Source organism: Pedobacter sp. Leaf216 (assembly GCF_001421515.1).
Lineage (GTDB): Bacteria > Bacteroidota > Bacteroidia > Sphingobacteriales > Sphingobacteriaceae > Pedobacter.
The window spans coordinates 398,539-412,789 of record NZ_LMKM01000012.1; the positions used below are offsets into that span (position 1 = coordinate 398,539).

Consider the following 14,251-nt stretch of genomic DNA (forward strand, 5'->3'; position numbering starts at 1 on the left):
CTTATAGGTTGAAAATCTGCTTCGAGAGGAAGCTTGTATGTAGAAATGAATTAAAAGATTGTAAAGAGGTAATGTTAATTTCCAAAAATTATTTGAAGTACGATAAGGGTTCAATTGTTATTTGTGAAAATGGAATTGAGCTTGATTTTTTAGATTAAAACTGTTGAAAGCTAAACGTATATATTTCCGCTGTTTCCAAATAACAGATTTAGCATATCTAATGCCTAAAGTAGGCATCAAAAAAAGATCTTTTGGGCACCTTTCCATTATTAAAAAATAATTCGTCTATTTCATCTACTTAAACGTTTTAATAAAAATTTCGAAATAAAAATCAAAAAACATTTGCATTTTAAAAAAATAATCTCCTACTTTACGGTGTACAAAGTACACAAAGACAAGATGAATTTTAACACTTCGATTATTACAACGATTATTATTACCACCGGTATAAACCAGCGGGGCTAATTTGTTGTAAATTGAAAAAACATAAAACACAGAGAGCGTCCCGATGAAAATCGGGACGCTTTTTTTTTAACCCAAGCTGATTGAAAGCTGTACGAGCACCCTTAAACAATGAAAAAATTTACACAGTATCAAACAGTTAAAACCAATATAAACTAATGAAAGTACTTAAATTCGGCGGCACATCCGTAGGTTCGGCCGAGAACATTAAAACGCTCTTGCGCCTGGTTGGCGAAGAAAAACAGAAGAATAGCCCGGTAGTTGTATTATCGGCAATGAGTGGTGTAACCAATCTGCTTACCGATATGGCCGAAATGGCTGAGCGTGGCGAGGATTACGACACCCATTTAAAAGAAATTGAAGCAAAACATTTTGCTGTAATCCGCGCACTTTTACCAGCTGCTGCACAAAACCCGGTATTTACCCGCTTAAAGATCTTTTTTAACGAATTGGAAGATTTGTTGCAGGCGGTAACCAACTTGCGTGAACTAAGTTTGCAAACCAAAGATCAGATTTTAAGTTATGGCGAGCGCTGTTCTACTTTCATGATCAGCCATATCGCCTCGCAAAATATTGGCGACGCACTTTATGTTAATGGATCTGAGTTGATTAAAACTGACAGCAATTTTGGTCAGGCGAAAGTGGATACGGAATTAACCGAAATGCTCATCAACAATTTTTACCAGGAAAATAAAAATAAAGTACTTTTTGTTACTGGTTTTATTGCGAGTAATGCCGCAGGCAGGGTTACTACTTTAGGTCGCGGTGGTTCTGATTATACAGCAGCGGTTTGGGGTGCAGCTTTAAATGCGGAAGAAATAGAAATCTGGACAGATGTAAACGGCATGATGACGGCAGACCCACGCATTGTGAAAAAAGCATTTTCTTTGCCAGAGTTAAGTTATACCGAAGCCATGGAGCTGAGTTATTTTGGCGCGAAAGTTATTTATCCGCCTACAATGATTCCAGCTTTTATGAAGAAAATTCCGATTGTAATTAAAAATACTTTTGAGCCAGATTTTGCCGGAACAAATATTAAAAGTGATGTTAAAGCATCAAGTTTACCAATAAAAGGTATTTCATCTATTGATCATATCAGTATTATCAACTTAACCGGAAGCGGTATGGTGGGCAAGGCAGGCTTTAGCGGCAGGTTATTCTCGCTTCTATCGCGCGAGCAGATCAATGTGGTGTTGATAACTCAATCTTCATCAGAGCATAGCATTACTTTCGCAGTTAAACCAACAGATGCTTCGCAGGCAATTGCTTTAATCAAAAAAGAATTTGAGCTTGAACTGGACGCAAAGAAATTAGAGTTGCCTGAAGTTGAAAACAACCTGGCAGTTTTGGCAATAGTGGGCGAAAATATGAAACGTACACCAGGCATGAGCGGACGTTTGTTCAGTGCTTTAGGGCGTAACGGTATTAATGTGAGGGCCATTGCACAAGGTTCTTCTGAATATAATATCTCGGTAATTATTAGTAAAGATGATTTATCGAAAGCGGTTAATGCCGTCCATGATGCTTTTTTTACAGACCTGAAAAGAACATTGAACGTTTTTTGTTTAGGTACAGGTAATATTGGAAAAACATTGTTTAATCAGTTAAAAGAGCAGATGCCTTTCTTAGCAGCAAATAACGATTTACAGGTAAAAGTAGCTGGTATAAGCAACACCCGTAACATGATTTTCAATGCTGATGGCCTTTCACTGGAAAATTGGGAAACTGAATTAAACACGCAAGGTGAAACTGCGGATTTAGCAGGCTTTGTAGCCAAAATGAAAGCTTTGAATCTCCCAAATTGCGTATTTGTGGATAATACTGCTGCGGAATCGCCAATTGAATTTTACCAGGACATATTCGAAAGCAGCATTTCGGTGGTAACCTGTAATAAAAAAGGTAACTCAGCTGATTTTGCCCAGTATAAATCATTTAAAGATACAGCCCGTAAGTTTGGTGTCGATTTTTATTATGAAACCAATGTAGGTGCAGGTTTGCCGATTATCCGTACTCTGCGCGAGTTGATGATGAGCGGTGATAAGGTTGCACGCATTGAAGCCATTTTATCAGGAACCATTTCTTACATCTTCAATAATTTTAAAGGTGATGCGGGTTTTTACGAAACGGTAAAGGAAGCGCAGGAACTGGGTTATACTGAACCAGATCCACGTGATGACTTAAATGGAAAAGATTTTATGCGTAAAATGCTGATCCTGGCCCGTGATGCAGGTTATCCATTGGAAGCGAGCGATGTAAAAATCGACAACATTTTGCCTGAAGCTTGTTTAAATGCAACTTCAGTAGAGGATTTCTATTCGGAACTGAAGGCAAATGCAGCTTATTTTGAAAATTTAAAGAATACCGCAGCCAATGATGGAAAAGTTTTGCGCTACATCGGCAAGTTAGAAGATGGAAATGTAGAAATCAGCCTGCAAATGGTTGATGATAGTCATCCATTCTATATGTTATCAGGAAGCGATAATATTATCTCGTTCACTACTGATCGATATAAATCGCGGCCGTTGGTGGTAAAAGGCCCTGGTGCAGGTGCCGAAGTTACGGCTGCTGGTGTTTTTGCCGATATCATTAATGTAGGTACTTTAAATAAATAGATAAGCCAATAATAATAATGAAAAATAGTATAAAAGTTTTCGCTCCGGCAACTGTTGCAAATGTAGTTTGTGGCTTCGATGTACTGGGTTTCGCTGTAAACGAGCCTGGCGATGAAGTTGAAATGCGATTTATAGATACTCCTGGTGTAGTGATTAAAAAAATTACTGGCGATGATGGCCGTTTGCCTTTAGACGCAGCGAAAAATACCGTAAGTGCCAGTGTTCAACATTATTTACAGCATATCAACCGCTTAGATATTGGCGTAGAGATTGAACTCCATAAGAAAATGCCAATTGGTAGCGGATTGGGATCGAGCTCAGCCAGTACAGTTGCAGGACTTTTTGCCATTAACAAATTAATGGGCGATTTATTAACTGCAACTGAACTTGTTCCATTTGCGATGAAAGGTGAAGAACTGGCCTGTGGTTATGGCCATGCCGATAATGTTGCGCCTGCCCTATTGGGTGGTTTTGTACTGGTAAGAAGTTATGAACCATTAGATGTGATTTCTTTACCTACACCAGCTGGCATGTATGCCGCGATTGTATATCCGGAGGTGGATGTGCCAACCAAAGATGCACGCCAGATGATCCGCAGTAAAGTGGCCTTAAAAGATGCCGTTACACAATGGGGAAATGTGGCGGGTTTGGTAAGCGGATTGTTTATGAACGATTTCGACCTGATCGGACGAAGCATGAAAGATGTTCTGGTAGAGCCAACACGTTCGATCCTGATACCAGGTTTTGAAGAAATGAGGAAACTGGCGATGGAAAACGGCGCAATCGGTTTCGGAATTTCGGGTTCTGGTCCTTCTGTTTTTGCCTTAACTAAAGACGAAGAAACCGCCAGAAAAATAACCAAATCACAACAACAGCACTTACATAAAATAAATATTAACAGCAAAGCTTTTGTGTCTCCGGTTAATGCGGAAGGACCACGAGTGATGTAAATAAGGCTTAAGGAGAAAGCTTAAGGCGTAGGCTTGTACTCTGCGCCATAACCCTAAACCTTACACCCTAAACCCTAAACCTTAGAATGAAACTATACTCAACTAACAATAAAGATTTACGTGTTTCTTTCAAAGAAGCCGTTTTTAACAGCATGCCCCAGGACAAAGGCTTATATATGCCTGTAGAAATTCCGCAGCTTGATGCAGATTTTATCGAAAATATCGAGAAATATTCGCTACCAGAAATTGCTTACAAAATAGCTTCAACTTTATTAAAAGATGAAATTCCTTCTGAAGATTTAAAAGCTTTAATTGATGATGCCATTAACTTTGAAGCACCTGCAGTAAAATTGGATGATAAAACTTTTGTGCTCGAATTGTTCCACGGACCATCGTTAGCATTTAAAGATTTTGGCGCCCGTTTTATGAGTCGTGTGATGGCATATTTTTTAAAGGATGGCGAACAACTTTTAGATGTTCTGGTAGCTACATCAGGCGATACCGGTGGTGCTGTAGCATTGGGTTTCTTAGGTGTACCAAACACGAGGGTAACAATTCTTTACCCTGAAGGAAAAGTGAGCCCGATACAGGAATTACAGTTAACAACCAATGGCGAAAACATTAGGGCCGTGGAGGTAAAAGGAACTTTTGACGATTGCCAGGCTCTGGTTAAACAAGCATTTGCAGATACAGAACTGAATGCAAAATTCAGATTAACCTCTGCCAATTCGATTAACATCTCCCGATTGATCCCACAAACATTTTATTATTTCAATACGTATGCCCAACTGAAAAAGCAAGGTTTAACTGATGTAGTATTTTCGGTGCCAAGTGGCAATTTCGGAAATATTGGTGCTGGCTTATTGGCCTATAAGCTGGGTTTACCTGTTAAACAGTTTATAGCAGCCACTAATGTAAACGATACAGTACCACGCTTTTTAGAAAGTGGTGTTTATGAAACTAAACCATCAACACAAACTTACTCCAACGCCATGGATGTTGGTGCACCAAGTAATTGGGTACGCATTATGGATTTGTTTGATCAGGATATTGAAAGCATTAAAAAGGTGGTTACCTCATATCGCTTTACTGACGAAGAAACACTGGAAGGAATAAAAGTGCTAGATGGTAAACTCAATTATGTAGCCTGTCCGCATACTGCGATAGCTTATTTGGCTATTGAAAAATACAGAAATGAAAAACCAACTGATGAAAGTGCTGCTGTTTTCTTATCTACTGCACACGCTTGCAAGTTTCCTGATATATTTCCTGTGGGTATCGCTGCTAAAATTGAAATCCCTGAACAGGTAAAAGCTTTAGAAAATAAACCTAAACATGCTGATCAGTTGGGTGTGGATTTTGAAGGGTTTAAGAATTATTTGCTTAAAGGAATAGTCACCTAGACACATACCCAGAGAATCGTCATTCCCAACTTGATTGGGAATCTTAATGCCAGTTAATTATGCATTAAGATTCCCGCCTGCGCGGGAATGACGTAAATAGAATATTAATGTCCAGATTTTATACTTGTTTGCTCAATGCCTTTTAATCTTTTTGAGCAATAAATACCGAAATACAAAATAAAAAGGTAGCACACCAATGGCAGAATAAATGAATGGTGAACACCAATTTTATCGGCTACGGCACCTTGAATAAGCGGCATAATGGCACCGCCTAAAATGGCCATCACCAGTAAAGAAGAGCCCTGACTGGTATATGCACCCAATTTAGCAATTGATAGCGTATAAATGTTGGAGAACATAATGGAGTTGAAAATTCCGATACCTAAAACGCTGTACATCGCCAATTCACCTTTATTTACCATTGCTGATACTAACAACAACACATTAATGGCAGAGAAAATAGCCAAAGTTCTGGCTGGCGCTGATTTTCCGATTAAAAATCCAAGGAAATTTAGTGCGATAAATGCCAAAAAGAAACTGATCTGTGCAAAAGTTAAATCTACAATACCATAAATTAAGGCAAAAACCGAAATAGCTGTACCCAACATGTAAATGATTTTTTTTGACTGACTTAGGGTGTGGTTTAGAGAAATTGACCCTACAAAACGGCCAATCATTGCTCCACCCCAGTAAAGTGACAGGTAATTTTTACTCACCACCTCATCCAATCCGGTTATTTCAGGCAACCTTAAAAAGCTGATGATAAAGCTACCCACAGCCACCTCTGCACCAACATAGCAAAATAAAGCTACGATTCCCCTGGTTAAATGTGGAAATTTTAATACGCCCAAACCTTTTACTTGTTCCTCTTCTTCAGGCTGGAAAGATGGAAGTTTTACATAAAAAATAAGCAAACCCACAAGCAACAAGATGCCTGCAAATATTAAATAAGGAATACGTGTTGCGGAAGCACTGAAACTGCCATCAGCTTCAGAAAAGAATTCAAAAATAAGATGACCACCTAAGATTGGGGCAATTGTGGTTCCGAAAGCATTAAAAGCCTGTGTTAAATTTAAACGGCTGGATGCACTATCCTCAGGTCCTAATAAAGAAACATAAGCGTTGGCCGTAATCTGTAAAACAGTAAAACCCAATCCAAGTACAAATAACGCACCTAAAAACAGTGGATATACAGAGTAGGTAGCCGCAGGAAAAAATAAAGCACAACCGATTGCTGCAAGTACAATACCGAATAAAATTCCTTTTTTATAACCCACTTTATTAATTGGGTCGCCTTTGGTATAAGAAATTAGGAAATAAATTAATGATCCGACGAAATAAGCTCCAAAGAAACAAAATTGCACCAGCATAGATTCAAAAAAGCTCAATTTAAAAAGCTGCTTCAAGTATGGAATCAAAATATCGTTCATGCAGGTGATGAATCCCCACATGAAGAATAAAAGGGTAATGGTAACTAAGGGAACGGCGTAATTTGATCTAGACTGGCTTTCGGCAATTTTGTTATTCATTTATTTTTAATATTAATATGGTAAAGCTAGTCCAATAATAGCACTGGGTGGCTTTAACCACAGATTAGTTACCATTTTTTTACTTTCAGTAATTATTTTTAATAAAAAATCCCGATTTACATCGGGATTTTTTCTATTTGGCATTTTGTGATTTTAACGCTCTTAATTCATGCTGTAATTGTTCAATTTGCTGTTGTTGCTCTTTTATACTGGCCACCAAAAGCGGAACTAAATTTTCGTAATCAACCCTGGTTATGGTAGCGTTTTGAAAAGCATTTTTACCGGATGGATAACTTTTTGCCTGAACGGAAACAAGTTCAGGAACGGCAGCTTTAGCATCGGCCCCTACAAAACCATATTGTGGTCTGGCAGATAATTTCAATTTCTCTGCCCAAACTTTATCATAGGTAAAACTTACTGGTTGCAGCTTTGTAACCTGTGTTAGGGCATTTTCTACTGGTTTAACATTATTTTGCACAACCTCTTGTGCACTGATTTTTAACGAAGCAGCGATTAACAACACTGCGAATGAAATTGCTCGTTTCATATATATAATTTGTAATTTTTAAAATAGATAATTGTTTCCGTTTCTTAGAAGCGGAGTTGAACGGTAAAAATTTATTCTTATACGGAAGGTGGAGGAGTTAAAACCTCAGGAAAGTAAGCTAATTTAAAAGAATGATCGGGGATGATGACCTTTTTTGAACTTTGAAAAGGGAAATTTATCTCATATTGAAACATCATCTGCTGCACAGCATATTCAGTTTCTATTTTTTTTTCTTCTTTCTCTGTCGCGTCATCATTGGTTGATAAAACTTCAATATCAACAGAATAGCTTAAATACGAAACCAGATTGCTTACTTTTAAGAAAAAAGTTAGGGCAATGCAGCTGATCAAAACGTATTTAAAGGTATTAAACTTCATTGTTGCAAATATAAGTCGTGTACCTTAAAAACAATAAAATTATGGTTAAAGTTCTGTAAGAATTTGGAGCATGGTTGTAGTAACTGATTTCACATCACTAGCTGATGTACGCCAATTTACGAAAGCAGCCCGGATTCCTTTTTTCCCATTGTAAAATGTCGGGGTCAAAAATACTTTACCACTCGCATTTAATTTATTCAGAAATGTTGTTACTAAATTTTCATCGGTTAATGAGAAACAAACAGTATTTAAACGCACGGGTGCCAGCAATTCGAAGTTTGAATTTTCATTAATGAAATCGGCAAACTGTAGGGCCATTTCAACGTTACTTTCTACAATATCCTGATACCCTTGTTTTCCGTAACTTGTTAAGGTAAACCAGGCAGGTAAGGCCTTGAGGCGGCGTGAATTTTCTGGCAGAAAGTTTAAATAGCTAAAATTTTCAAGCGGATTACCTAAATAAGCAGCATTGGAGTTTTGGAACGTTTCTACCTGTAGCAGCTGATGCTTTTCTTTAACAAAAAATACCGCACTTTCGTAAGGCACATTTAACCATTTGTGGCAATCTACTGTAATGCTATCGGCATTTTCCCAGCCTTTAAGCAGGTGTTTGTATTTGGGCGAACAAGCTGCGAAACCGCCAAAAGCAGCATCAATATGCCACCAAAAATTATACTTATCTTTTAATACATTAATGGCTTCAAAATCATCAAAATCTACCGTATTTACGGTACCTGCGCTAGAAATTAAGATGAAAGGCTCGCCATTTAAAGCTTGTATTTTAAGCTCAAGATCTGCAACATCCAAAGCTTCGCGATTACCTTGCAATACATTTACCTGTATAACATTGCTGCTGCCTAAACCAAGCATGGATAAGGATTTAATGGCAGATGAATGTGGCGTGGCAGATAGTATCTTTACATTTCCCGAAATGCCTTCCCTAGCAAAATCTTTACCCATCTGTTTTCCAATCCATTGTCTGGCTACCGCTAAACAAGTAAAATTAGATAAGGTAGCTCCTGTTACAAAACCACCAAAGAAATCTTTCGGCAGGTTAAATAAGGAAAGTAATAACTGAATGGTTTCGAGTTCGATTTTAGCGGAAACATCGCCATTACCATTTGCGCTTTGGGTGTTTTGATCGTAGATGGTGGCAAGCCAATCGCCAGCAATAGCAGCAGGTGTGGTTCCTCCGGTAACAAAACCCCAGTACCTTGGGCCAGAAGAGGCCACCATAATGGGTTCGAAACGTTGGTTAAATTGAGCCATGGTATTTTTGGCACCAATCCCCTCTTCGTTTAAATTGATAACCGTTTCTACGTTACCCGAACTGGCTGTTGAGCGTTCATGAATGTGATTTAAATAATTTATTCCCTGTTGTTTAACTTCTGTTAGTATAGCATCAAGGTTTTGTTGATCTGTATGTAAATTGTTCATCGCTAACTATTTTTGCCATGGAAACACAGATTACCACGGAATAAGGGATACTTGGTAAATAATATTAAAATATGGCCTTTGCAATTTTTTTGGTCTGCTCAGGGCGGCCCATTGTGTAAAAGTGTAATACCGGAGCGCCAAAATCTATCAATTCTTTACATTGTTTAATCATTGCTTCTGTACCGATCTCTTTTGCCTCATTATTATTTTTGGCATGCGATAATGCATCAGTTAACTCATCGGGTAAATCTATATGAAAAATCTTTGGCAAAACATTTAGCTGTGATAAGGTGCTAATCGGTTTCAAACCAGGTATAATTGGCACATTGATATCATGTTCCCGGCATTTTTTTACGAAATCGAAATACTTTTGGTTATCAAAAAACATCTGGGTTACAATAAATTCTGCTCCGGCTTCTACCTTCTTTTTCAAAAATTTAAAATCGGTACTCATATTGGGTGCTTCGAAGTGCTTTTCGGGATAACCTGCCACGCCGATACAGAAATCACTTTTAAAAGTTTCTACATCTTCGTGCAAAAATTTACCCTCGTTATGGTTTTTAATGTGTTCGATCAAATCTGTAGCATAACAGTGTCCGCCAGGAGTTGGAACGAAATTTCCATCAGCTTTACGGGCATCACCACGCAAAGCCAAAACATTATCTATACCTAAAAACTGTAAATCAATCAGTGCATTTTCGGTTTCTTCTTTGGTAAAGCCACCGCAGATCAGGTGTGGAACGGCATCAACTTTATATTTGTGAATTATGGCCGCACAAATAGCAATGGTACCAGGACGCTTGCGGTATGATACTTTTTGCAACAAACCATTTGCCTGTTCTTTATAAATGTAATCCTCACGGAGCGAAGTCACATCAATAAATGGCGGATTAAACTCCAAAAGTGGTTCTATGGCATCGTAAATCCATTGGATGCTCTGTCCTTTTACTGGCGGTAATAATTCAAATGAGAATAAGGTTTTACCCTTTGCGTTTTTTATATGGTCTGTAATCTTCATAGCCTAATCCCGAATAATCGGGACTTTAAGTTTTAATTGTAATACGATTCCTCTCCTCTGTTATGGATTGGGGTTAATAAGCTAAATTCGGACTTAACCACCGCTCCACTTCTTCAATCGGCATGTTTTTCCTGATGGCATAATCCTCTATCTGATCTTTGGTAATTTTTCCTAAACCGAAATATCTTGAATCAGGGTGTGCGAAATAAAATCCACTTACCGCTGCTGTAGGATACATGGCATAACTTTCGGTTAAATGTAATCCGATTTTATTCTCTGCATCAAGCAATTCGAATAAAGTGCCTTTTTCAGTGTGTTCCGGACAGGCAGGGTAACCTGGTGCGGGACGGATACCTGCATATTCCTCTTTAATTAATTCCTGATTGCTTAAGTTTTCATCTTGTGCATAACCCCAGTATTCTTTTCGTACACGTTCGTGCATGCGCTCTGCAAAGGCTTCAGCTAAACGATCGGCCAGTGCTTTAGCCATAATGCTATTATAATCGTCGTAATTGGCCTCGAACTCATTTACCAATTCATCAATACCGATACCTGCTGTTACTGCAAAACCGCCAAAATAATCCTGAATACCGCTTTCTTTCGGCGCAATAAAATCAGATAAGGCATAATAAGGCTGCCCCTCTACTTTTTCTGCCTGCTGGCGGAGGGTGTGGATGGTTACCAGTTTGGAGTTCTCAGCTTTCAGTTCAGAGTCATTTGACAACTGATCACTGGCAACTTTCAACTCAATATCATCTCCTACTGCATTTGCTGGCCAAAAACCAATTACGGCTCTTGCTGTTAATAGCTTTTCATCAAGGATGCGTTTTAACAAAGTCTGCGCGTCATCGAAAAGCTTTTTCGCTTCATCGCCAACATTTTTATCATCGAAAATTTTTGGATAGCTTCCCCGGAGCTCCCATGTATGGAAAAAAGGTGTCCAATCGATATATGGTACCAGTTCTTCTAAAGGATAATTATCGAAAACCCTGGTGCCTGTAAATTCCGGCACCGGCAGGTTGGGTTGAAAATCGATCTTAAATTTATGCTCACGTGCTTCCTCAAGTGTTTTAAAACGTTTATCCGATCTTTTATTTAAGTGTGCTTCTCGGGCTTTATCATATTCGGCTCTAATACCAGCAATGTAATCGTCTCTTGTTTCAGGGTTCATCAAGGTGCTGCAAACGGTAACGCTTCTTGAAGCATCCAACACGTGAATGGCAGGCCCTGAATAATTTGGTGCTACTTTTACCGCAGCATGGATTCTTGAAGTTGTAGCTCCTCCGATAATTAATGGAATGGTAAAACCTTCGCGTTCCATTTCTTTGGCAAAGTGAACCATTTCATCTAATGAAGGTGTAATTAATCCACTTAAACCAATAATATCTGCTTTTATTTCTTTGGCCTTTTTAATGATTTCCTGTGCAGGAACCATCACGCCCATATCTACAATTTCGAAGTTGTTACAAGCCAATACCACACCCACAATATTTTTTCCAATATCATGTACATCACCTTTAACTGTGGCCATTAATACTCTTCCTGCTGATGAATTTTGATCCTGATCGGGATTATCCAATTTCTCTTGTTCGATAAACGGCAATAAGTAGGCTACGGCTTTTTTCATTACCCTTGCTGATTTTACCACCTGGGGCAGGAACATTTTCCCGGCACCGAATAAATCACCTACAATGTTCATTCCATCCATCAATGGCCCTTCGATAACCTGGATTGGGCGGGCATATTTTTGCCTTGCTTCTTCTACATCATCATCCAGGTATTCTACAATTCCTTTTACAAGCGAGTGTGATAACCTTTCTTCAACCGGGCCTTTTCTCCACTCTTCATCTTTAACTACTTCTTTTCCTTTTGATTTTACCGTATCTGCATATTCTACCAATCGCTCTGTAGCATCGTCTCTTCGGTTTAAGAGTACATCTTCTACCCTTTCTAACAATTCAGGTGGAATTTCCTGGTAAACTTCCAACATCCCTGCATTAACGATTCCCATATCTAAACCTGCCTGAATGGCGTGATAAAGAAATGCAGAGTGCATTGCTTCTCTAACGGTGTTATTCCCTCTAAAAGAGAAAGAAATATTGGAAACCCCTCCGCTTACTTTTGCATGAGGAAGGTTCTCTTTAATCCATCGGGTGGCATTAATAAAATCGACAGCATAATTATTATGCTCTTCTAAGCCGGTTGCAACAGTTAAAATATTCGGGTCGAAAATGATATCCTCTGCGGGGAAACCGATTTCGTTTACTAAGATATCGTAACTTCTTTTACAGATTTCTTTTCTGCGCTCATAATTATCGGCCTGCCCTTGCTCATCAAATGCCATAACAACTACGGCTGCACCATATTGCATAATTTTGCGGGCACTTTCGCGAAATTTATCTTCTCCTTCTTTTAGTGAAATGGAGTTTACAATTCCTTTTCCCTGCAAACATTTTAAGCCATTTTCAATAACCGACCATTTGGATGAATCGACCATGATAGGCAATTTGGCAATATCAGGTTCAGAGGCAATGAGGTTTAAGAATTTGGTCATTGCTGCTTCCGAATCCAACATCCCTTCATCCATGTTCACATCAATTACCTGTGCACCACCTTCAACCTGCTGTAAGGCAACGGCCAGAGCGGCTTCGTAATCACCACCTAAAATCAATTTGGAAAATTTTGGCGATCCGGTTATATTTGTTCTTTCTCCTATATTTACAAAAATGCTTTCTGGAGTGATGGTTACAGGTTCCAATCCGCTTAACCGCATGTAGGGTTCAAGTACAGGGATTTTCCGTGGTTCGGCTTTTCTAGCATTTTTGGCAATACAACCAATATGATCTGGCGTGGTACCGCAACAGCCCCCAACAATATTAACAAAGCCTGATGCAATAAAATCATCTACCAAATGGGCTGTTTCATGCGGCTGCTCATCGTATGCGCCGAACTCATTTGGTAAACCTGCGTTTGGATAGGCCGATACATAGCAACCTGCTTTTGCAGCAAGTTCTTCTATATGCGGACGCATTTCTTTAGCTCCTAAAGCACAGTTAAAACCGATACTTAAAGGTTTTGCATGCATTACAGAGTTTAAAAAAGCTTCGGCAGTTTGACCTGAAAGTGTTCTGCCGGAAGCATCGGTAATGGTACCAGAAATCATAATTTCCAGTTTACGACCAATAACTTCCTCATATTTTTTAATGGCTACAATAGCCACTTTAGCATTTAAGGTATCAAAAATGGTTTCGATTAATAAGACGTCTGAACCTCCATCTACCAAACCACGTACCTGCTCGTAATAAGCTGCTTCGAGTTCATCAAAATAAACCGCTCTAAAACCAGGGTCGTTTACATTCGGCGACATGGAAAGGGTACGGTTGGTTGGGCCTATAGCACCAGCAACGAAACACTTACGGTCTGGATTTGCAGCCATAAATTCGTTTACGGCATCTTTTGCCACACGCGCCCCTTCGAAACTCATTTCATAAGAGAGATCTTCCATCTGGTAATCGGCCATAGAAATGCGCTGGGTACTGAACGTATTGGTTTCGATAATATCGGCACCAGCTGCCAAATACTCCAGGTGTATGGTTTTAATAATATCCGGACGTGTAATGTTAAGCAAATCGTTATTGCCTTTTACATCACAGGGATGATTTTTAAATCGCTCGCCTCTAAAATCTTCTTCTGTTAAAGTATATCGCTGAATCATGGTACCCATTGCACCATCAATCACCAAAATACGTTTCTCTAATTCTTCTCTTATGTTCATTCTTGTTGTAAGATTTGAGATATGAGATACGGGATATCAGATATCAGATATGAGATATGCGATATGAGGTGTCAGATATATAAAATTGGGTAGACGCTATGTCTCAACTTTCAAATCTACGGTCTCAAATCTATGGTCTCA

General features: G+C 38.9%; 9 protein-coding genes. 3 read left to right on the forward strand and 6 right to left on the reverse strand.

Annotated features, from left to right (window positions below; translation table 11 throughout):
* Window positions 1-620: 620 nt before the first annotated feature.
* From thrA to thrC, 3 genes are all read left to right on the forward strand, one after another.
* Window positions 621-3,074, forward strand: coding sequence for a bifunctional aspartate kinase/homoserine dehydrogenase I (thrA, locus tag ASE74_RS11550; protein ID WP_055908855.1), 2,454 nt, complete (start codon window positions 621-623; stop codon window positions 3,072-3,074).
* Between the two features lie 17 nt (window positions 3,075-3,091).
* Window positions 3,092-4,024: a homoserine kinase gene (locus ASE74_RS11555; RefSeq protein ID WP_055908857.1), complete on the forward strand. Its 933-nt coding sequence runs from the start codon at window positions 3,092-3,094 to the stop codon at window positions 4,022-4,024.
* Window positions 4,025-4,110: 86 nt separating this feature from the next.
* The gene (gene thrC, locus ASE74_RS11560) at window positions 4,111-5,427 is read left to right on the forward strand and encodes a threonine synthase (protein WP_055908860.1); all 1,317 of its coding nucleotides are present in this window, start codon (window positions 4,111-4,113) and stop codon (window positions 5,425-5,427) included.
* Between the two features lie 104 nt (window positions 5,428-5,531).
* Here the strand turns inward: thrC and ASE74_RS11565 are convergent, their stop codons facing one another.
* From ASE74_RS11565 to metH, 6 genes are all read right to left on the reverse strand, one after another.
* Window positions 5,532-6,956 carry a sugar MFS transporter gene (locus ASE74_RS11565; RefSeq protein WP_055908863.1) on the reverse strand — a complete coding sequence of 475 codons (1,425 nt, stop codon included), beginning with the start codon at window positions 6,954-6,956 and terminating at the stop codon, window positions 5,532-5,534.
* Window positions 6,957-7,089: 133 nt separating this feature from the next.
* Complete coding sequence (locus tag ASE74_RS11570) at window positions 7,090-7,503, reverse strand: tail fiber domain-containing protein (protein ID WP_055908866.1); 414 nt, start codon at window positions 7,501-7,503, stop codon at window positions 7,090-7,092.
* Window positions 7,504-7,580: 77 nt separating this feature from the next.
* Window positions 7,581-7,880 carry a hypothetical protein gene (locus ASE74_RS11575; RefSeq protein WP_055908867.1) on the reverse strand — a complete coding sequence of 100 codons (300 nt, stop codon included), beginning with the start codon at window positions 7,878-7,880 and terminating at the stop codon, window positions 7,581-7,583.
* A gap of 45 nt (window positions 7,881-7,925) precedes the next feature.
* A complete protein-coding gene (locus ASE74_RS11580) occupies window positions 7,926-9,317 on the reverse strand; it encodes a pyridoxal-dependent decarboxylase (RefSeq protein ID WP_055908871.1) in 1,392 nt (463 codons plus the stop codon).
* Between the two features lie 64 nt (window positions 9,318-9,381).
* On the reverse strand, window positions 9,382-10,335 hold the full coding sequence (gene metF / locus ASE74_RS11585; protein WP_055908873.1) for a methylenetetrahydrofolate reductase [NAD(P)H]: 954 nt from the start codon (window positions 10,333-10,335) through the stop codon (window positions 9,382-9,384).
* 73 nt (window positions 10,336-10,408) lie between these two features.
* Window positions 10,409-14,110: a methionine synthase gene (gene metH / locus ASE74_RS11590; protein WP_055908876.1), complete on the reverse strand. Its 3,702-nt coding sequence runs from the start codon at window positions 14,108-14,110 to the stop codon at window positions 10,409-10,411.
* Between the last annotated feature and the right edge of the window lie 141 nt (window positions 14,111-14,251).

Bases quoted from the DNA above. Each gene is read 5' to 3' on its own strand.
- thrA (WP_055908855.1), top strand. From the start codon at position 621: ATGAAAGTACTTAAATTCGGCGGCACATCCGTAGGTTCGGCCGAGAAC.
- ASE74_RS11555 (WP_055908857.1), top strand. From the start codon at position 3,092: ATGAAAAATAGTATAAAAGTTTTCGCTCCGGCAACTGTTGCAAATGTA.
- thrC (WP_055908860.1), top strand. From the start codon at position 4,111: ATGAAACTATACTCAACTAACAATAAAGATTTACGTGTTTCTTTCAAA.
- ASE74_RS11565 (WP_055908863.1), bottom strand. From the start codon at position 6,956: ATGAATAACAAAATTGCCGAAAGCCAGTCTAGATCAAATTACGCCGTT.
- ASE74_RS11570 (WP_055908866.1), bottom strand. From the start codon at position 7,503: ATGAAACGAGCAATTTCATTCGCAGTGTTGTTAATCGCTGCTTCGTTA.
- ASE74_RS11575 (WP_055908867.1), bottom strand. From the start codon at position 7,880: ATGAAGTTTAATACCTTTAAATACGTTTTGATCAGCTGCATTGCCCTA.
- ASE74_RS11580 (WP_055908871.1), bottom strand. From the start codon at position 9,317: ATGAACAATTTACATACAGATCAACAAAACCTTGATGCTATACTAACA.
- metF (WP_055908873.1), bottom strand. From the start codon at position 10,335: ATGAAGATTACAGACCATATAAAAAACGCAAAGGGTAAAACCTTATTC.
- metH (WP_055908876.1), bottom strand. From the start codon at position 14,110: ATGAACATAAGAGAAGAATTAGAGAAACGTATTTTGGTGATTGATGGT.